This is a genomic window from Larkinella sp. (genome assembly GCF_965227735.1).
GTDB lineage: Bacteria > Bacteroidota > Bacteroidia > Cytophagales > Spirosomataceae > Larkinella.
Window position 1 is genome coordinate 2,464,839 of record NZ_OZ245776.1, and the last position, 19,704, is coordinate 2,484,542.

Sequence of the window (19,704 nt, forward strand, 5' to 3'; positions counted from 1 at the left end):
AGGATGTTAAAACGCCGGTACAAACAAAACCGCATCGGCCACCACCGGGCCGTCGGTTTGCTTGACCGCAATTTCAACCGAGGCCGTTTTACCCTTCGGCAGGTCGTATTCACCGAGCGATACCCACTCACCCGACGTTTGCCCAACCACCACAATATCAGCGGGTTTGATGGGAATTGACTTCTGATTTTTCCCGTCCGAAACCGTTACCCCCAGCTCGGAAGCACTTTTGGCCAGACGCGGGAAATAGGTATAGATCCGGTATTTGCCCGCTTTGACAATGTTCGGCGTAAACCGTACCGATGCCGCTTCGGTGCCCTGTCCTTCGTGGATCAGATACGAGGGGCCATAGCCGCCTTTGCTCTTACTTTCCAACCGCCACGGACCGGTTGCCGTCGTCAACGCCTTGTCGTCATTATCGACCAGAATTTCAGGGGTACTTTTATCCGCTAACGGATTCATTTTTAGTTCGTTCTGCAACTTGGCAATATCCACTTTCTGCACACTGGTCTTGGCATCGATCGCCATCACAGCCGCCAGCGCCGTCGATTGGCCCAGCACCATAAAAACCGGCTCCATCCGAATCGACCCGTAGGCAATGTGCGACGCCGACAGGCAAACCGGCACCAGCAGATTCCGGCACTCGGTTTCTTTCGGAATCAGGGCGCGGTAGGCAATTGGGTACGGCCCAAAACCGCCCACCTCAACATTCCCCTCGTTCTTCGCCATTTTTTTGCCGTCTTTTTCGATCACAATCCGCTGAATGTTGTGCGAATCCATCGTGTAAGCCGCCATGCCGACGCCGTCGGTCACGACCTCTTTCCCCTGACAATTGGCCTGGGTCATCACATACGCTCCCACCATCCGGCGCGCTTCCCGAACGTAGAGTTGCGGTGACCAGTTGCCAGTATCGGTATATTCATCTTTGGGATACCCCCACTTCAGCATCTGCTCCCGAAGGTCCTGCGGTACCCGCGAATCATGGCCGAAGAAGTACAGTAATCCCTTGGTATACAGCTCGTGATCGCGAATAATCTGCGCCCGTTTGTCATAACTCCCGTCCGGATACTCGTAATTCATGCCGATCATATCCGTCGAAAAACCGTTCCGGTTGTTGATGTCGGTTTTTTTGTTGGGCATTCCGCTCCAGATAAAATAGTCGTTGAGCGTGCGCTTCTGCGGCTGGGCTGCAATCAGCCGGGCGAGCAGGTCATACGTCGTGGAATCGTAGCCCGCCGGGCGCGTAATGGGCACCTGATTGGCCGGATCGGACGACAGGCAAATGCGGTAATTATACGCCTGGACTTTATTGTCGCCGGTTCCATCCGGTTCCAGTTTCGCCGGACTGACGCCCCAGAGCAAGCCGGATTCCGGTTTGCCGGGGGTTTTGTAGGGGTCGATGCCATCGGGAAGCTGGTGCCCTTTCATGAGTTGCACCCCGCTGATGGTTTCATTGTACTTCGAATTGTCTTCCCGGCCGACGGTGTAGGAAACACCGGCTTTCGCCATCAAATCGCCTTCATACGAGCAGTCGATGAACATTTTGGCCCGAACGGTGCGTTTGGCAGCCGGTTTTCCCGAATCCTCCAGCACGATTTCCTGAATGGTTCCGTTCGTCTTTTTCACGCTCGAAAGCCGGTGCGACAGCAGCACATCGACCTGCCCGCGTTTGACGTAGTCGTTGAAAAGATTTTCGGCTACGTGCGGTTCAAAAATCCACTGCTCGAACTTGCCGTAGTGTTGCCCGATGCGCCGGTAATAGTCGCGGGAGATGCCCGTAATGGCGTATTTATTGCCAATGTCGGTGAGGCCCAACCCGCCGGAGGTCATGCCGCCGAGGTGTTTGCCGGGTTCGATCAGCAACACGGTTTTTCCCAGTTTCCGGGCCGTGTATGCCGCAATGACACCCCCGGATGTGCCGCCGTAAACGCAGACGTCCACCTGCTGCTGGGCAATGGCGGAGGTGATGAGAAGTAGATTGAGGCAAAGTAGTATGTATCGCATGTTTTTGTAAAGAGTTGTTACTCAGAGTTAATCAGAGTACATCAGAGATACGCAGAGAAAAACTCTGATTAACCCCGATAATCTCTGATCAACTCTGTGTAATAGTTTATTTTTTCAATGCCGCCAACTGGTTGGCTTCGAAATTTGGGTCGGATGTTGAAAGTCCCTTCTCATACACCAGAATCGCCTTTTGCTGTACTAGCGACTTCTGCAAGTCCGGCACCGACAGGTCATGCACCGACTGCGACTTCTGAACGCACAGGGCCGCAGCAGTTCCGGCGGCTTGCCCGAGGGCCATCCAGCACGGTTCCATCCGGAGCGTCGAAAAACCAATGTGCGTAGCCGAAGCCGGAACCGGCGCCAGAAGGTTTTCCAACGGCGAATCCGGCACAATGACCCGGAACGGAACGGTATACACCGCTGACGGATAACTGATAAAACCGTCCAGGTGAATCTTGCCCGCTTCCCGTTTCCGAACCGCGTGCGAGTCGAGGGCGTAGTGGCTGGCCGTGATGCTGTCGGCGTGAAGCGGAGGTCGTCCGCCCGGTTTGACCGGCTGTGCATCCTGGGCTTTGAAGATGTATTTCCCCTTCATCCGGCGGCCTTCCCGAACGTACAACTGCCGGGGAAAATTGCCGTTGTCGGTGTATTCATCTTTGGCCCAGCCCCATTGCGCACACTCTTTCCGAAACCACTCGGGCAATTCGGGGTCGTTCTGGGCGAAGTAAAAAAGTCCTTCGGTATATTCCCGCAGCCGTTGGGCAAACCGGTCGCGCCACTCCCAGCCGGAGGTCGGATAAGGCCAGTTTTCTTCCGGTAAATCGGTGGAAATGAAGGCGTGGTGCTGGTTGTTGCCGTCGTTTTTTCCGTTCGGCAATTTGACCATGTTCGTCAGCCAGGCAATACCTTTCGGCATGCCGGGAACGTCCGGCGACACGCCTGCTTTCGTCTTGCGCTGAATTTCCGCCTTCTGCGCATCGGTCAGTTTCGTCATGGCGACGCCGGTATACGTACCGGTTTTGACGTCGTTGACCAGCGAGGCATATTCTTCGCGGTTGTAACGCGCCGGTTTCTGGATTCTGACCCGGATTTTCGGATCATTGGTCACGCACAAACGGTAATTGTACGACTGCACGGCGTTGTCGCCCTGAAACGTCGAGCCTTCGCCTTCCGGCCCGGCCCAGTATTTGTAGACGCGCCCCGCTCCCACTTCGTTGTATTCCGATTTGCCTTCCCGGCCCAGAAAAAACGGAACACCCGCAGCCGCGATCAAATCCCCTTCGTAGGTCGCGTCGATAAAAAACCGCCCCTGATAGGTTTCCGGTTTTTTCGTCGTTCGGTTGATGACGCGAATGCCCCGAATCCGGTTTTTCTCAATCGTCAGATTTTCGGGTTCAAAATCGAATTGGCGCAGGGTCAACACCGTTGCATTCGGGCTGTCTTTCAAAAAGCCATCGAAGATTTTGGCGGCTACCGACGGCTCGAAATGGTAGCCATTGGCACAGTCGGTGGCCTGCTGCGAATCCGCGCCGTATTTCTCAACGTAATAGGCCTTGATGCGCTGCACAAACTCCAGGAACAAACCGCCTGTAGCCCCACGGGTGGCGATGTCGGTGGCCCCAAGTCCGTTGGCGGGCAAACCGCCGATGTAGGCCGTCCGCTCCAGAATCAACGATTTTTTGCCCATCCGGGAAGCCGAAACGGCGGCCATGATTCCGCCGGGCGTGGCCCCAACAATGATCAGGTCATACTCAGTCTCCGCCAGCGGAACGGTTGCGCTGGCGTAAAGTTCGGGGAGTCCGGCGGTGAGGGCTAAACCGCTCAGGCCGGATACTTTCAGAAAGTGACGTCGGGTTGCAAGCATTAGTTTTAGTTTCAGGTAGGTTTATTACTCCTAAATCTCCTTTAAGCTGCTCTAACAGGAATTACCCCGGAGGTGTGATCTGTCAATAGGCAGAGTCCATAAGTCCAGATTCCAAGCCCCGGCTGGGGCGGACTTAGCGTAAGGGCATTCATTAGAGCGCCCCAGCCGGGGCTTAAGGTCACTAACTGGGTTCCTATTGACTACTAACAGATCACCCCTCCGGGGTAACTGTAACACCTATCAAAGCAACTCAAAAGCAATTTAGAGATGATCAGACATCCGTTTTATTATTTAATAACCAGCGTTTTGAGTCAATACTTTATTCGTAACGGTTTCGATGTACGGAATCGGCCACAGGTAATCGCGGTTCGGATTAAAAATCCGGAGTTCGACCACCCGCATGTCGGCTTTGTTAGGCACATTGCTGTAATCCGGTGTTCCGTTGGCATCGATCGCTGGGGCTGTCGCCAGCAACCCTTTCGGAATGCGGCCCAAGAAATTCCCGTTCATCAGCTTTTCAGCGATTTTCCAGCGACGGATGTCAAACAAACGAAAGCCTTCATTGGCCAATTCATACTTCCGTTCCTTGCGAATAATCGAGCGAAGTTCGGCCTGCGTTTTGCCCGTTTTGATGGCTGGCATGTTGACCCGCTGCCGCACGGCATTGATGGCGTCGTAAACCGATTGGTCGATCTGGTTGGCTTCAATTTTAGCTTCCGCGTAAATCAGTAACACTTCGGCATAGCGGATCAGGATGATGTTGAGTTCCGAATTGCTCCGGTCGTCTTTGTCCGTCAGGTCGGTGTATTTCCGCCAGCAGTAGCCGGTATACGTCGCAAAGGCGTGAATGGCGTCCTGGTTGTCAACCCGCGCGCCCGTGGCATAATTGATCGTTTTGACGCTGTCTTTGTGGGTTTCAAACTTGAAATTGAAGTAGTTGGAACCCGGTACGGCCACCGTAAAATCCAAGCGTGGGTCGCGGTTTTTGAACGGATCTTTCGGGTTATACAAGGGCGATTTGTCGATCGACAGTCCATCCGTGCATTCGTACGAATCCACCAGCATTTGCCCCGGCACCTTGTTGGAAGCGCCCTGCGCGTTGCGCGACAGAAAGTTCTGCGGGGTGCTGTGCGTCAGCGTTCCTTTCAGGTACTGCAACGAGAACATAATTTCACTGGAATTCTGCCCTTTATACGAAAACAACTCCCCGAAATTTGGATGCAGTTTGTTGATATTCAAATCCATGACGGCTTTGGCAGCGGTGGCCGCAACGTCCCATTTCTCGTTGTAAAGAGCCGTCCGGGCTTTAGTCGCTAAAGCCGCCTGCCGGGTAGCCCGACCGGTATTTCTGGCGTCATAGCTCGTCGGCAAGGCCTTGGCGGCTTCGTCCAGCTCATTCATGATGAAGGTGGCGCATTCGTCTTTGGTGCCTTTCGGAACCTGCGCATCGGCCAGCCCCAGCGTTTTGGTCACCAGCGGAACCCCGCCAAACAGTTCGATCAGATAACCGTATTGGTAAGCGCGGATGAAACGGGCTTCGGCCTGGTAGCGGGCATACAGCGTCGCGTCCATTTTGCCGTCCAGCTTGTTCATGTTGTCCAGGATAAAATTACAGCGGCCAATAATTTTGTAGGACTCATTCCAGACCGAGCGCACAAAACCGTTGTTGCTGTCGTGGCTTCCTTTGCCGATTTGCTGCATGGCACTGTTGTTCCGGTCCCAGTTGATATCGGTGCAAACATCCAGCAAAAGCTGGGTCGGCATCCCGTCGCTGGGGTGAAAATTCATGCCTTTGTAACAGCCGTTGACGGCCAGCTCCAGTTCGCTGGCGTTGGCAAAATACGATTGGTCGGCGGGGCCTTCCAGCGGAAAGCGTTCCAGATAATCCTCGCAGGAGGTGGTACTCAGGATCAGGCAGATGGACAAAAACCAGTAGTGTATCTTTTTCATTCGAGTGATTCAGTTGAAAATGGGAAGGAAAACCGGCGGTTTTTAGAAGCTGACATCAAGTCCGAAGCTGACCATTTTGACCTGCGGGTAGCTGCGTCCCGAACCAACCGGCGATTCGACATCGTAGCCGTCCCAGAACTTATCCCAGGTCAGCAGATTCTGGCCGTTGGCAAAAACCCGCACGTTGTTGATACCGGCTTTTTGGGTTAAAGTCGTCGGCAGCGTGTAGCCAATCTGAATGTTTTTCAGACGCAGGTAGGCGGCATTCCGCATCCAGAAGCTGGAGTTTTTTTCGTTGTTGGCTTCGCTGAACGCCAGCCGGGGAAAGGTGGCATTGGGCGTTTCCGGCGTCCAGTGGTCTTTGTGTTGCTCCTGCACGGTTCCGCCCAGGAAGAACGGCATGATGCCCTGCTCATTCAGATAGCCGTCAGCTTTACCAACACCCTGAAGAACAATGTTTAAGCTAAACCCTTTGTAATACGCATTCAGCGTACTGCCGTAGGTGAAGCGGGGAATGGTGTTTCCAAAAACCACGTTATCGTCGTTGTTGATGAGACCGTCGCCGTTCTGATCCTTGTATTTGATATCCCCCGGTTTGATCACCCCGAATTGCTGGGCATGGGCGGCCACTTCGTCGGCCGTCTGGAAAAAACCTTCCGACTCCAGACCGAAGAGCGAATTGATCGGGTAGCCTTCCCGGTTGGCAGTCAGGCCCGTCAGGTTGACACCCCGCATGTCGATCACTGTGTTCTTAACATCCGATATATTGAATCCGACATCGTAGCGAAAATTCCGGACGGCTCCTTTGTAATTGATGCCCAGTTCCCAGCCTTTGTTGTCAACGATTCCGGCGTTCTGCGAAGGCTTTCCCAAGCCGATGATGGCCGGAATATCCAGTTCCAACAGAATATCTTTGGTACGTTTCGAAAAATAATCAGCGGTGATCGACAGGTTGGAAAACAGCGTCATGTCCAGACCAATGTCTGTCATTTCGGTGGTTTCCCAGGAAATATCCGCGTTCGCCAGCGTATTGAGGGCGACGACGTTGACAATCTGTTTATTGAACGTGTACGGACCAAATTGCAGCGACGACATAAACGGATAGTTGCCAATGAGTTGGTTACCCAGTTGTCCCCACGACGCCCGCAGTTTCAGTTCGTTGACCACATTGGAAAGGGGTTGCATGAACGATTCCTGCGAAATCCGCCAGCCGCCCGATACCGAAGGAAAAAAACCGTATTTACGTCCCGTTGCAAACCGGGATGAACCGTCGTAACGGGCATTGGCCTCCAGCAGATATTTCTGTTTGTAATCGTAGTTGATCCGTCCAAAGGCGGATTGCAACGCCCATTCCGAGGCCCCCCCCGAAGCCCGCTGGATGTCCGAAGCTCCGGCATTCAGCACCTGATAATCGGGAAGCAGAAAGCCTTCGCGGTAGGCTGAAGTGTTGTCGTTGCGAAAGTCTTCCCGGGAAAAACCGGCTAAAACTTTCAGACCGTGGTCGCCGTACGCTTTATCAAAGGTTAGTGTTCCGCGCAAGGTGGTGTACATCGACCGACTGTTGCCCTCCGTCAGCGTGCTTCGGGCCGGTGCCAGAAAGCTCAGCGCGCCATTGGGTTTGTACGCCTGAATGGCTTTGTTAAAGTTTTTATCGATCGACAAGGCATATTTGGGCGCATAGGCGATTTCGGCCGTTAAAAACGAGGTGGGTTTGTATACCAGGGCCGCATTCAGAAAAGCGTAGGGGCTGTTGTTTTTCCGGGTTCCGCCGTCGCGCGACATCGCAATCGGGTTGTCGCCGTTCCAGCCATCGCCCCAGGTTCCGTTGGAGTTAATCCCGATCTGATTGGCCGGAATCCGGTTCATCCAGTGGAATACTTCCTCGGAACCCCGGCCCGGTTCGAGGGTCGTGGCGGCCACGAGCTGGAGATCGACTCGCGCGCTGAATTTTTTAGAAAGCTGAATATCGGCGTTGTTCCGGAGCGTGTAGCGTCGAAACGTTGAATTCTCAATCACGCCTTTCTGGTCAAAGTAGCCTACCGAGGTCAGAAAACGGATTTTCTCGCTTCCGCCGTTGATGCTCACAAAGTGGCTCTGTTGCAGACCAGAACCCGTTAACACTTCTTTCTGCCAGTCCGTATCGGGATACAAATCGCGGTTGGAAGCGCCTTCCGTACGATATTTCTGGATCAAATCGTCGGAGTATAAGGGCGAACGGCCCACGTTCACATACGCTTCGTTGGTGAGCAGCATGTGGTCGATGGCGTTGGCCATTTTGGGCAAGTTCGTGGGCGTTTGCCAGCCGATGTAGTTGTTGTAGTTGACCGAAATCCGGTTTCCTTTGGCCCGTTTGGTGGTGATCAGAATCACGCCGTTGGCCGCCCGTGACCCATAGATGGACGACGAAGCCGCATCTTTCAAAACCGAAACCGTCTCTATCAGGTTGGGATCGATGCTGTTCATCGATCCTTCAATGCCGTCGATGAGCACCAGCGGGTCCGAGTTTCCCAGCGTTCCGACCCCGCGAATCCGGATGGAACCGCCGTCGGCACCCGGACGCCCGGAGCGTTGCGTCACCGTTACGCCCGGCATCATGCCCTGCAAAGCGGCTGAAGTCTGGCCCACGGGGCGTCGCACCAGTTCTTCATTCGAAATGGACGATACGGCCCCCGTCAGGTTTACTTTTTTCTGCGTTCCGTAACCCACCACGACCACTTCCGAGAGCGACTTGGTATCATTTTCCAGTTTAACGCCCACCGTGGAGCGGTTTCCGACGGTCACTTCCTGAGAGATGTAGCCGACAAAGCTGAAGACCAATACCGCCTTCTCGTCGGGCACATTCACCTGATAGAATCCTTTGCTGTCTGTGGTCGTACCGCGGGTCGTGCCTTTCAACACCACGCTGACGCCCGGCAATCCCGCCCCGGATTCGTCGATCACCGTGCCGCTGATGCTGAGGTCGGCCACAACGGGCTGGTGGTTGGCAACGGATTCGGTCGCATTGCCATCGGTGCGCTCGTCAACCGGCGTGGCAGCGGGCGTTGAAGCCTCCGACTCCGTTTCTTGAGTCCGGTTCGACAGGTCGTTTTTCGTTTTCCGCTCTTCGGTGATTACAAAGGTGTCTTTCCGGATTTTTTTCACCCGCAAACCAGTATTCTTGAGCAGATTGTGCAGGTTTTTCTCGACGGAAACGTTCAGATTGACGGGCTCGGAAGGCCCGGTTTTCCCGGCCATAATCCGGTCTTCAAACACAATTTCAACGCGGTAATGACGCTGCAAATCGAGCAAAACGTTTTTGAGTTGCATTTGCGCGCTTCGGCCGGTGGAGCGTTGCAGGTGTTGGGCCGACGCCAGCGTCTGGCAAAAACCGGTAACCGGATAGCCGATCAATAGCACCGCTAACAAACCCAGGTGGTGTACAGCTTTCTTCATTTGATCTGAAATAATAGGGAATAGGGATAATCAGTTGTTTTTTAACAGGAGGCCCGTGCCGGTTTTCTCGGTTTTGAGGTCGAGGGTCTCGGTCAGGACGTTGAGCAGTTCGTTGGCATTATCGGCGTGGTAATTCCCGGAAATGGTCCGTTGCGCCAGTGAGTCGTCGTCGATTTCCACTTTCAGGCCAAAATTTTCGCGGAGCAGGTAGCACACTTCCCAAACGGACGTTTCCTTGAAGGTCAGGCCGGTTTTGTCCCGGGCTTCGGCTTTCGGAACCGCCGGAAGCTGACGCAGATGGAGATTGCCCTGGTGGCTGAGCGTGAGCAGATCGCCCGGTTTCATCGTCAATTGGTGTTTATCGGCGCCCTGGCTGTAATCGACCCGGATTTTGCCCCGGCCCAGGGCCACATTTGTGCTTTGCTTCCGGGCGTAAACCGTGAATTCGGTCCCCAGCACTTCAATCTGAAACTGGTCGGACGTTTTGACCACAAACCGCTGGTGATCGGGTTTGTGCGTCACCGAAAACCGGCCCTCTCCCGTCAAAAGCACTTCCCGGATGTTCGTGTAAAAGCCAAACCGGGGCACTTGCAAAGACGAATTTGATTTCAGCACCACGCCGGTTCCGTCTTCCAGCCGGAGGGTTTTCGTTTCTCCGTAGGCCGTGTAGTGTGTCTGATAAAACAGCTTGTTTCGCAACGGAATGAGCAGCGCCAGCAAAACCGTTGCGGCCACCAGATACGGTTTCCAGCCGCCCCAAAAGAACAGCGGTTTGCGAACGGGCATCGGTTCTTCGTCTGCTTCCGGCCTTTCGGTCTGGTCCAGCCGTTGCACCACTTTTGCAAAAGCTGCTTCCTGATCCGGCACAAATTGCAGGGAGCGCATCTCCCATTCGAGCAGCCATTCGTGGAACGTTGGGGTATTGGCCGGATTTTTCAGCCATTCCTCCACGGTTTGACGCTCGATCGGGGTTGCCTGTCCGGCCAGATAGGTAAACAGGGTATGTTTCGATACCGAATGATTCATGTTTGTGGCATTTGAACGAGAGACTTGAAAAGCTACTTTTCCCCTTAGTTCAGCAGAAAAATAGATTGATGAGGCAGACGAGCACGGTCCATTCTTCCCGCAGGGTCTGGCGCAGGTGTTTGAGGGCTTTGGAAATATGCACCTCGACAGTTCGGGGTGAAATCTGCAATTCGGTGGCAATCTCTTCGTACTTTTTATTCTCGAACCGGCTCAGCAGAAACACCCGCCGACACTGCGCGGGCAACTGGCTGATGGCGTCGTTGACGGCCAGAAACAGATTGTTGAAATGGACTTCCGAATCGGGCTGCGGCTGATGCCCCGTCAGGTGGTTTTCGGTAGTCGAATCGATGGAGTCGGTTTTGCCAAACTCTTTGCGCAGGTGCGTATAGGCTTCATTCCGAACCGCCGTGAACAGATAGCTGATGAAAGACGAGTGCACTTTCCGGTACGCTTCCGTGCGGTAGAACTGGTAGAACACCTCACTCACCAGGTCTTCCGCCAGTTGCCGGGAATAGACGAACCGAACGGCATGGCTACAGAGTGGGGTATAATAGTGCCGAAACAGCAGTTCAAACCCTTTCCGCGGTTCCTGTTCAAAGGCTTTCCGCAGAAAAAGCTCGGAATCATACACCGTCGTCACCGGTTTTTCTTCGGCGATGGAAGGTGTAGGGCGGTTTTCGGGCGATATCGAAGGGTTCAACAGGGTAAAGGTAGCCATTAGCACAAGATCTCTAAAACGAATTAAAGACTTTATTGCACTATTTTACCCTTAGTGATTTTTGAAAAAAGTTGACTTTTTTTTGACCGCTGGTCGCGATTTGCAATCGCGACCTACTCTGTAGCGGATTTGCAATCCGCATTTTTAAAGCATTTGTCTCGGATCAAAGCGTGCGCTGGTCGCGACCGGGCGTCCGGCGCCGTTGCAATCGGCATTCCTTCACTTCATTAACCACAAATAGTCTTCAAATCACAATCACCTCCAACAACCCTTTTTTCCCCGCATAATTCCGGGCAGAACTATAGAGGTATTCCTCCGGATACTCAACAATTCCGGCCCGTACCGGATTATCGTGCAGGTAGGTTAACTTCTGAACTAAAAACGGATCGGTAAACAGTTCTTTCGCTTCATTGCCATCCTGCCAAAACTTATATTCCTTGATTCTGGGCCGAACTTTTCCGGCAAATTCAAATCGATACAGCAGCCATTGCCGACGGCTTTCGGGCTCTTCCTGAATCGCTTTTACCAGCGCTTTGGACGTGAATTTCTTGAGATCGCGGAGAATATCAGACAAAGACGTGCCCGATTTGGCCGAAGCAATCAGGTGAATATGATTGGTCATCAACACCTAGGCATACAGCTCCAGCCCCTTGTGTTGCTGGCAATACCGCAGCGAATCGACGATTATATCTTTATAAACTGGTCGCGTAAATACATCCACCCAATCAACGACGGTTAGCGTCAGAAAATAGGCATAGTCTTCGGAAATACGGTTGCGAACCCCCATAGCAAACCTCTTATTTTATAGATACCACTGTTTGACGTTAAAAAGGGGGAAGAGTAACGGAATTATGAGAATTGGCGGATTACAAATCCGCCACAGAGTGGGTCGAGATTGCAACGGCACCGGCCGCCCGGTCTCGACCAGCACACAATTCAGCCTTCTTTTTCAGCAATTCAATCACCGGTTCCGTTTATTGAGTCACCCGGTTTTTGGGTGCTGACGCGCACTTGCCTTGTTTTGTACTCATTCTGGAAGACGGAATAGCAAAACAACAAAAACTACTGAATCATGAAAATGCGTTTTCTCGCGCTACTGGCGCTGGTACTCCTTTCGGTTGCCTGTAAAAAAGGCGGCAATGAATCCATTGATCCGACCGATCATTCATCCGGCGACGGAAGCGGCCAAAATCCAAATTCCGGCAATCCGCCCCCGGCAACCGGAAAAATACCGGCTGAACTCGTCGGTAAATGGTCGTATGGAACATTTTCGCCGACCAATTTCTGGGATTACAATGGCAAATACACCGGCAACGCCTACGAGCAGGCCCTGGTGTTCGAATTTCACGCCAATGGCACCTACGAAGAGTACGTCGTCAACTCCACCACGAGCTACAATTGCCGAACAGAAGCCTACACGTTTTTCAAAGGAACCGTTAAGGTTAACGAAGCAAACCGTTCGTTTGTCATCACCCCCGCCAGCGGCAACTACCGGGGCTTTTACGGCTGTGCGCCCAGCAGCAACATCAACCGCGATGCGCGAAAGGAAGAATTGAAGCAGGAAACCATGAATTACCAGGTCGAAAGTGGAAAAACCGCCCTCAAGCTGTCGGACGCCGAAAATCCGCAGGGAGTGCGTCTGAAAGCCGTTACGTGGTAAATTAACCGACATAAAAGCCGATCGGCTGGACGCTTTTCGAAGCCACTCAGTCGATCGGCGTCTTCGTTTTCGACTGATTTTCCAGCAGAATCACCCCGGCTTTCGACTGCCGCCAGCGGTCTAGCAACGCCTTGGGCGTGGGCGTCACCCGGAAGGCAAACGACCCCAGCAGCAGGTCTTCGTCGCCATCCTGATCGACGTCGGCGGCATCCATCGTCAACCACGCGCCCTGATCCGCATCAGGAAACGATTTCGGCCGAAACCGGTTGTTGCCCCGGTTTTCCAGAAACACAAAGTTTTCCAGCCGTTTGCGCGACACATCCGGGAAGAACGCAATGGCGGCCACATCCAGATCACCGTCGCCGTCGAAGTCGCGGGCGAGGGCTTTCGTGGCCCCGTGCAGGGGATAAAACCACACCTGCCGGAATTTAAAATTGCCGTCGTTGCGGAACAGCCGGACGCCGTGATACCGCTTCAGGGTGTTGGAATAATCCGCATTATCGCCGTTGGTATACAGCAGATCCATATCGCCATCCTTATCAAAATCAACGACATCCAGGTAACTGGACCCAAAGACCGGCGGAAAACGCAGCACGGTTTTCTTCCAGAACCGCCCCCCGCCTTCGTTGTTAAAAACCGCAACCTGCTCGTCGCTCTGCGACAGTAAAACGACGATGTCCACCCTGCCGTCACCATTCACGTCGGTCACCACGGTTCGAACCGCGCCCGGCACCGGTTCCAGAACGTGTTCGGTGTAGGTCGATCCGGTATTTTCAAACCAGGTCAGTTGCCCGGTATAAAACCCGAACTGACTCACCAGAATGTCTTCTTTTCCGTCGCCGTTCAGATCAGCATAAGTGGCATCGACGGGTCGTTGCAGCCGTTTCAGCAACACCGCCCGATCGATCTTCTGCGTCGCCGGGTTGCGGTTGATGTGCAGCAGTTCGCCATTCAGGAGATCGTTGGGGTCCATCGTTCCCATCGCCAGCACATCGAGACTGCCGTCGGGCCGGGTGCGCAAGCTGGAAGGGGGTGAAAAAGTCACCACTGAATCGACTTTTTGCAGGGTGTTGTCCAGAAAATACAGCCTTCCTCGCCGACTCCCCACCGCAATGCGCCGACTCACCGGCTGATAGGCCAGCAGAGTTACCAGATTGTCGACGGACTGGGCAGGTTTGCGGATTTTGAAAAGTGGCAAATCGTACGAAATCGCGGGGCGGGGGGCCTGTGGCAACGGTTTTTCCGGCGCGTTTTTTACATAATAGTCGGTAATTTTCTGCCAATCGTCGGGATGCACCATCGGCGCATTGGCAAAGGCTGTCGATTGCAGCACCCGCTGAATTTCGTCCGGGTCGCTCAACTGCCGGAATGGCGACAGCGAATCGGCCGAAAAACCCATCCGAAGCGCCATTTGCGGCAACACTTTTCGCTTCCAGATGTCTTTTTCCAGCAACTCCGGTGATGGAAAGGCGTGGCAGCCTGTGCAGTACTGCCGGGCTAGTTCCGGTCCACTTAAGCTTGACGGTTCCGTTGGCGTGGTTGACTGCGGGCTTTGATTACACGCCATTGCCCAAAACACAAAAAACAAATAGACGAAAAACGAAATTGATCTATTGAAAGACATCGTATGATAAAAAACAGAACAAACTTATCACAAAACCGCCTGTTTTTCAACTGCTGGCCGACCGCCGTTTGACCTTTTCCGAAATCGCTATTACTTTTTCTCATTTCTTTGCACCGCAATAGCCGCCCTTTATTTCTATGATGAACTGCATTCTCGGCGTCGACATCGGCACGACTAACGTTAAGGCCCTGGCTTTTCAGCCGGAAACCGGCGATCTTGTTGCCCACGCTTCCGCCCCCCTGACAACGCTCCACCCCCAACCCGGTTATGCGGAACAGGATCCAGAGGAAGTCTGGACGAACCTGATCGACGTGCTGGACGAAGTTTGCCGGGAAGTGAAGCAGCAGAACGGGCGCATCGAAGCCGTTGGATTCAGTTCGGCCATGCACAGCAGCATGGGGGTCGACGACGCCGGAAAACCGCTCACCCATGCGATCCTGTGGTCTGACAACCGGGCCGAAAAACAGGCAGCTTCCCTCCGCCACGACCAGGCTGCTCTCGGCAAAGACATTTACGAACGAACCGGTACGCCCCTGCACCCGATGATTCCGCTCTGCAAACTGGCCTGGTTTCGGGAACACAACCTGCGGCTGCTGCGCCGGGCCACGGGCTGGATTTCAATCAAAGAATACATTTGGCACAAGCTGACGGGGAAATACCAGATCGATTATTCGATTGCGACGGCCACCGGTTTATTCGACAGCCAGCGGAAGGAGTGGTATGCACCCGCGCTCGAATTTGCCGGTATCCGGATCGAGCAGTTGTCGGAACCGGTGCCCACCACCTACGCCGGCAAGCTCACGAACTCCGCGCTACCCGGCTCCGTCACCGACGGCCTGGCGGAAGCGGCTCTCTACATCGGGGCATCGGACGGCTGTCTGGCAAACCTGGGAGCCGGGGCCATTGAATCCGGGATCACCACCATTACCATTGGCACCAGCGGAGCCATTCGCCGGACGGTTCAACGGCCACTGCGCGATGAAAAAGGGCGGTTATTCAGTTATATCCTGAATGTCAGCGATCCGACGGATAAAAACTACTACGTGGTCGGCGGCCCTACCAACAACGGGGCGAATGTTCTGCAATGGGTCTCCGAAAAGCTGACGCAATCGGAAACCACGGACGTTCTGGCCGAAGCAGCCACCGTAGAAGCCGGTTCTGACGATCTGCTGTTTTTGCCTTATTTGCAGGGCGAGCGCGCTCCGCTTTGGGACGCGGGCGTGCGGGGCTCGTACCTGAATGTCGACTGGCACCACGGACGGGCGCATTTTGTGCGGGCCGCGCTGGAAGGCGTGTTGTTCAATTTGCTCCGCATCGAGCGCATTTTGTCGCGGCACACCGGCCCCACGCGGGTGATTCACGCCAACGGCGGTTTTGCCCAGTCCGCGTTCTGGGTGCAGATGATGGCCGATATTTTTGGCGTTCCGGTTCGGCTCAACGAGAGCAACGAAAGTGGTGCTATTGGCGCTATTCTGCTGACAATGAAGGCCACCGGGCGGGTTTCGTCGCTGGCCGAAGCCACCCGCCACGTCGGCTTCGGCCAGACGTTCGAGCCGGATGCCGAACGTCACCGGCGGTATCAGGCGGTGTACAAACGGTTTGAACAGGCTTTACCCTGAAACTGCCCGGTGGCTCCACAATCAGTCCATCATAAACTGCTTTTGATACGCATCGATCACCTGTTCACGCGTTCGTTTTAACCGCATCTTGACGGCACTGTGGTTGATGTTGTACTGCCGGGCAATTTCGGTAACGTCAATGTTATCCACGTATTTGAGTTGCAGCAACGCCATGCGGTCCGGCGAAATTTTTTCCATTACCACCGCCATCTGGCTCAGCATGGCATGGGCCGTATCGCTGCCTTCCGAATCGGGAATGTTGTCGATATCGACTTCATCCATCGCCACCACCACCATGCGGTTTGCCACCCGGCTTTTCTGCCGGCAATAATTTTGTGAAATGGAAAACAGCCAGGTCGAAAAAGCGGAACGTCCCTGAAACTGATCAATCTTGATGAAAACCTGAAGAAAAATGTCGTGCGTATAATCTTCCGCCTTGACCGGGTCGCGGGTAAATGTCAGACAGCTACCATACACTTTATGCACATAGCGTTTGTACAAAGTCTCCAAACAATCCGCCCGGCGGGTGTTCAGATACGAACCGATGAGTTCTTCGTCTTTCAATACACGTTTCATAAGACAGAGAAAATTAATATTCAATAATGAACTGTTACGTTTAGGTCCATCAGAAACAGGTCCTCCCAATCCGGTAACTTCGGGACTGGCGTTGATTTTTGAGTCTAAAATCAACAGTGATGTTACTGATTTTACATGATTGTTAAATACAATTACCCCGCCAGCCGGGCCTTGTGGCCGGGATAACACTATGAACGTATAGATTAACGTTATAAACCGAATGTTGAAGAGTATAAATACTTATATTTGGGCTTATCAACTTGCTGTGAAGCGCTTTTAGGCCCAAAATTGAGTACTCTCGTCAGTGAATAATGGTCGAATAGGACTTTTCAGGGCATGAATATTCATCAAAGTACAATGAGTAAGACTTCCCAGTTAATATCCGATGGGTTGTTTGCTCAAAAAACTTGTTTACTTATATTTACTATCTCATCGTTACCCAGTAACAAAAGTCCTCTACTCACCATAGCTCAATTCCATGAAATATCGTCAATGTCTGATTGTAGACGATTCCGATTCGGCGGTAGCCATCCTGCAGGAGTATCTGGCACGGCTCCCCTTTTTTATGCCTCCCCAGATCAGCGGAACCGTGCGGGATGCAACAAGTCTGCTACAACAGCAGCATTTTGACCTTATCTTGCTGGATATTAGCCTTCCAGACCAAACAGGACTGGATTTATTACGCTCGTTTTCCAAACCCCTGTCGGTGATTGTTACCACCGCTAATCCCAATTTTGCCGTTGAGAGCTATGATCTCGATGTGGCGGATTACCTGCTCAAACCCTTTTCTTTTAACCGGTTTATCCGGGCTGTCAACCGCGCCCTGGGGGTTCAACTGGCTCAAAATAGCCTGACGGAGGACCGTTTCATCTTTTTAAAAGTAGGCCATGCCATGCAGCGCTTCGATTACGACGCCATTGAGTACATACAAGCCTTTGGCACCTACTGTAAGGTGTTTATCAATCAGAAAGTGGTGGTGGTGAACGAAATAATTTCCAATCTGGAAAATCTGCTCCCCCGACACAAATTTCTCCGGATTCACAAATCCTACTTATTGAATTTATCCAAAATCAACAGCTACAATTATCGGACAATCTTTGTGGGTACGGCCAAGATTCCGCTGGGGGCTTCCTACCGGGATAAGTTCGAAGGTTTCCTGAATCTGCTCGATAAAAAATCAGAACCGTAAAATCAGCGGATTTGCTAACTTGCGCGACCGTTTTACCTCCCAATTTATGTTTGTTGAAGCCATTGAGCGGGTCGACCCTTTTGTACGTCCTATTTTATCGATTGTCCGGCGGTATGGCAGCAGCGAAGTAATTCCGGCCTGTTCAACCATGTTTTTTGTCAATGAACAGGCCTGCGCCGTCACCTGCAAGCACGTGGCCGAACAACTGATCAGTTCGGATACGATTCACCAAAATTACATCCAGTTTCAGGGCGAGCGCCGTTCCATTCCGCGGGACAAAAACCAGACCCGGCGGCAGGAAGACCTGGAAAACAAATACAACCTGCGCCGGGAAAGCATCATCCGGATCAAGAACCAGTTCGTTAATTCGGTCGATCAGTTTTCGGAAATCACCTACCACCTCCACCCCACGCAGGACCTGGCCGTTATCCAGTTTAAAGGATACAGCCAGATTAAATACAACGCCTGTGCGGTTTTTCTGCGCGATAGCAGCAAAATCAAGCAGGGCCGGAGCCTGTGCCGTCTGGGATATCCCTTTCCCGAATTTACCAATTACCGCTTCAACCCGGAGCTTGACGACATCGAGTGGACCGCCGACGGACGCAGCAACACCCCGCGTTTTCCCATCGACGGCATCGTGACCCGGCTGCGGGCCGAAAACGGCGAAATCGTCGGTGTTGAAATGAGCACGCCCGGTTTGCGGGGACAAAGCGGTGGGCCGCTATTCGATACCAGCGGCATTATTTACGGTATGCAAAGCTCCACGCGCCACCTTCACCTCGGTTTCGACATCGAAGACCGGGATGTGATTGTGAACGGCCGCCAGACCCGCGTGTCCAACTACCCGTTTCTGAACGTTGGTCAGTGTGTTCACGTTGACATCATCAAAAAGTTCCTGCGAGATTTGAGAATTAAATACTATGAAGAATAACGCCCCCAAAGACCGGTCCGTAGACACAAAGCCGACAACCCTCACGGCGTATTCGCTGGAGACACAAACGGAAGCGGCCATCGACCTGTTGAAACGGCTCATTGCAACTCCTTCACTCAGCCGGGAGGAAGACCGTACGGCGGCTCTCATCGAACAGTTTTTCCGCCAGCGCAGCATTCCCTACAAGCGGACCAAAAACAACGTCTGGACCCACAACCGGTTTTTCGACCCTGCCAAACCAACGTTGCTGCTCAATTCACACCACGATACCGTCAAACCGAATGCGTCGTGGACGCTCGACCCCTTCCAGCCCATCGAACGCGAAGGCAAACTCTACGGTTTGGGCAGCAACGACGCCGGGGGCTGTCTGGTGTCGCTCATTGCCACGTTTTGCCATTTTTACGACAAAAAAGATCTGGCCTATAACCTCGTGATGGCGGCCACGGCCGAAGAAGAAATATCGGGTCGCGAAGGGCTGGAGATGATTCTGCCCGAATTGCCGCCCATCGACTTTGCCATTGTGGGCGAACCCACGCAGATGCACCTGGCCATCGCCGAAAAAGGGTTGCTGGTGCTCGACTGTACGGCCAAAGGCAAATCCGGCCATGCCGCCCGCGACGAAGGCGACAACGCCATTTATTACGCCATCAAAGACATCGCGTGGCTGACCAGCAATCCGTTTCCGAAAGTGTCGCCGACGCTGGGACCGGTCAAATTGTCGGTGACAATCATCAACGCGGGCTCGCAGCACAACGTCGTTCCCGACACCTGCACGTTTACGGTCGATGTGCGCGCTACGGAACAATATACGCTGGAAGAAATCATCGAGACGATTCGCAAAAACATCCGCTCGACCGTTCAGCCGCGTTCGATTCGACTCAAACCGTCGAGCATTCCGCTGGATCACCCGATTGTGCAGGCGGGTATTGCCCTGAAACGCGAAACCTACGGTTCGCCAACCACCTCCGACCAGGCTTTGCTCGATTGCCCCTCGCTGAAATGCGGTCCCGGCCACTCCGAGCGGTCGCACACCGCCGACGAATTTATTTATTTGCGGGAAATTGAAGAGGGAATTGAGTTATATATCCGAATGTTAGAACAAATCCTGTAA

At 53.3% G+C, this 19,704-nt stretch carries 15 protein-coding genes; 5 read left to right on the top strand and 10 right to left on the bottom strand.

Annotation, left to right across the window (positions count from 1 at the left end; translation table 11 throughout):
• Positions 1–6 precede the first annotated feature (6 nt).
• From ACO064_RS09515 to ACO064_RS09550, 8 genes are all read right to left on the bottom strand, one after another.
• Positions 7–2,004 (bottom strand): FAD-dependent oxidoreductase, encoded by a 1,998-nt coding sequence (locus tag ACO064_RS09515; protein ID WP_421827147.1) that lies wholly within the window; start codon positions 2,002–2,004, stop codon positions 7–9.
• A gap of 106 nt (positions 2,005–2,110) precedes the next feature.
• On the bottom strand, positions 2,111–3,868 hold the full coding sequence (locus tag ACO064_RS09520) for an FAD-dependent oxidoreductase (protein WP_421827148.1): 1,758 nt from the start codon (positions 3,866–3,868) through the stop codon (positions 2,111–2,113).
• A 291-nt stretch (positions 3,869–4,159) separates the two neighbouring features.
• Positions 4,160–5,818, bottom strand: a complete 1,659-nt coding sequence (locus ACO064_RS09525; protein ID WP_421827149.1) for a RagB/SusD family nutrient uptake outer membrane protein — start codon at positions 5,816–5,818, stop codon at positions 4,160–4,162.
• A 42-nt stretch (positions 5,819–5,860) separates the two neighbouring features.
• Positions 5,861–9,250: a SusC/RagA family TonB-linked outer membrane protein gene (locus ACO064_RS09530; RefSeq protein WP_421827150.1), complete on the bottom strand. Its 3,390-nt coding sequence runs from the start codon at positions 9,248–9,250 to the stop codon at positions 5,861–5,863.
• Between the two features lie 30 nt (positions 9,251–9,280).
• Positions 9,281–10,276 (bottom strand): FecR family protein, encoded by a 996-nt coding sequence (locus ACO064_RS09535; RefSeq protein WP_421827151.1) that lies wholly within the window; start codon positions 10,274–10,276, stop codon positions 9,281–9,283.
• A 49-nt stretch (positions 10,277–10,325) separates the two neighbouring features.
• Positions 10,326–10,976 carry an RNA polymerase sigma factor gene (locus ACO064_RS09540; protein ID WP_421827152.1) on the bottom strand — a complete coding sequence of 217 codons (651 nt, stop codon included), beginning with the start codon at positions 10,974–10,976 and terminating at the stop codon, positions 10,326–10,328.
• 262 nt (positions 10,977–11,238) lie between these two features.
• Entirely contained in the window at positions 11,239–11,616 is a 378-nt protein-coding gene (locus ACO064_RS09545) for a transposase (RefSeq protein WP_421827153.1), read from the bottom strand.
• Between the two features lie 6 nt (positions 11,617–11,622).
• Positions 11,623–11,781 carry a hypothetical protein gene (locus ACO064_RS09550; protein ID WP_421827154.1) on the bottom strand — a complete coding sequence of 53 codons (159 nt, stop codon included), beginning with the start codon at positions 11,779–11,781 and terminating at the stop codon, positions 11,623–11,625.
• 285 nt (positions 11,782–12,066) lie between these two features.
• Between ACO064_RS09550 and ACO064_RS09555 the strand changes: the two genes are divergently transcribed.
• Entirely contained in the window at positions 12,067–12,654 is a 588-nt protein-coding gene (locus ACO064_RS09555) for a hypothetical protein (RefSeq protein WP_421827155.1), read from the top strand.
• A 46-nt stretch (positions 12,655–12,700) separates the two neighbouring features.
• On the opposite strand, the gene ACO064_RS09560 is transcribed toward ACO064_RS09555, so the two are convergent.
• Positions 12,701–14,278, bottom strand: coding sequence for an FG-GAP repeat domain-containing protein (locus tag ACO064_RS09560; RefSeq protein ID WP_421827156.1), 1,578 nt, complete (start codon positions 14,276–14,278; stop codon positions 12,701–12,703).
• 140 nt (positions 14,279–14,418) lie between these two features.
• On the opposite strand from ACO064_RS09560, the gene ACO064_RS09565 reads away from it, so the two are divergent.
• Positions 14,419–15,897, top strand: a complete 1,479-nt coding sequence (locus ACO064_RS09565) for a gluconokinase (protein WP_421831006.1) — start codon at positions 14,419–14,421, stop codon at positions 15,895–15,897.
• A 21-nt stretch (positions 15,898–15,918) separates the two neighbouring features.
• On the opposite strand, the gene ACO064_RS09570 is transcribed toward ACO064_RS09565, so the two are convergent.
• Complete coding sequence (locus tag ACO064_RS09570; RefSeq protein WP_114407205.1) at positions 15,919–16,473, bottom strand: RNA polymerase sigma factor; 555 nt, start codon at positions 16,471–16,473, stop codon at positions 15,919–15,921.
• A gap of 478 nt (positions 16,474–16,951) precedes the next feature.
• Between ACO064_RS09570 and ACO064_RS09575 the strand changes: the two genes are divergently transcribed.
• From ACO064_RS09575 to ACO064_RS09585, 3 genes are read left to right on the top strand one after another with little or no spacing between them, the layout of a single operon-like run.
• Positions 16,952–17,662: a LytR/AlgR family response regulator transcription factor gene (locus ACO064_RS09575; protein WP_421827157.1), complete on the top strand. Its 711-nt coding sequence runs from the start codon at positions 16,952–16,954 to the stop codon at positions 17,660–17,662.
• A gap of 46 nt (positions 17,663–17,708) precedes the next feature.
• Positions 17,709–18,593: a trypsin-like peptidase domain-containing protein gene (locus tag ACO064_RS09580; protein WP_421827158.1), complete on the top strand. Its 885-nt coding sequence runs from the start codon at positions 17,709–17,711 to the stop codon at positions 18,591–18,593.
• Positions 18,583–19,704 carry a M20 family metallo-hydrolase gene (locus ACO064_RS09585; protein ID WP_421827159.1) on the top strand — a complete coding sequence of 374 codons (1,122 nt, stop codon included), beginning with the start codon at positions 18,583–18,585 and terminating at the stop codon, positions 19,702–19,704. Before ACO064_RS09580 ends, ACO064_RS09585 begins: the two co-directional genes overlap by 11 nt.

Bases quoted from the DNA above. Each gene is read 5' to 3' on its own strand.
- ACO064_RS09515 (WP_421827147.1), bottom strand. From the start codon at position 2,004: ATGCGATACATACTACTTTGCCTCAATCTACTTCTCATCACCTCCGCC.
- ACO064_RS09520 (WP_421827148.1), bottom strand. From the start codon at position 3,868: ATGCTTGCAACCCGACGTCACTTTCTGAAAGTATCCGGCCTGAGCGGT.
- ACO064_RS09525 (WP_421827149.1), bottom strand. From the start codon at position 5,818: ATGAAAAAGATACACTACTGGTTTTTGTCCATCTGCCTGATCCTGAGT.
- ACO064_RS09530 (WP_421827150.1), bottom strand. From the start codon at position 9,250: ATGAAGAAAGCTGTACACCACCTGGGTTTGTTAGCGGTGCTATTGATC.
- ACO064_RS09535 (WP_421827151.1), bottom strand. From the start codon at position 10,276: ATGAATCATTCGGTATCGAAACATACCCTGTTTACCTATCTGGCCGGA.
- ACO064_RS09545 (WP_421827153.1), bottom strand. From the start codon at position 11,616: ATGACCAATCATATTCACCTGATTGCTTCGGCCAAATCGGGCACGTCT.
- ACO064_RS09550 (WP_421827154.1), bottom strand. From the start codon at position 11,781: ATGGGGGTTCGCAACCGTATTTCCGAAGACTATGCCTATTTTCTGACG.
- ACO064_RS09555 (WP_421827155.1), top strand. From the start codon at position 12,067: ATGAAAATGCGTTTTCTCGCGCTACTGGCGCTGGTACTCCTTTCGGTT.
- ACO064_RS09560 (WP_421827156.1), bottom strand. From the start codon at position 14,278: ATGTCTTTCAATAGATCAATTTCGTTTTTCGTCTATTTGTTTTTTGTG.
- ACO064_RS09565 (WP_421831006.1), top strand. From the start codon at position 14,419: ATGAACTGCATTCTCGGCGTCGACATCGGCACGACTAACGTTAAGGCC.
- ACO064_RS09570 (WP_114407205.1), bottom strand. From the start codon at position 16,473: ATGAAACGTGTATTGAAAGACGAAGAACTCATCGGTTCGTATCTGAAC.
- ACO064_RS09575 (WP_421827157.1), top strand. From the start codon at position 16,952: ATGAAATATCGTCAATGTCTGATTGTAGACGATTCCGATTCGGCGGTA.
- ACO064_RS09580 (WP_421827158.1), top strand. From the start codon at position 17,709: ATGTTTGTTGAAGCCATTGAGCGGGTCGACCCTTTTGTACGTCCTATT.
- ACO064_RS09585 (WP_421827159.1), top strand. From the start codon at position 18,583: ATGAAGAATAACGCCCCCAAAGACCGGTCCGTAGACACAAAGCCGACA.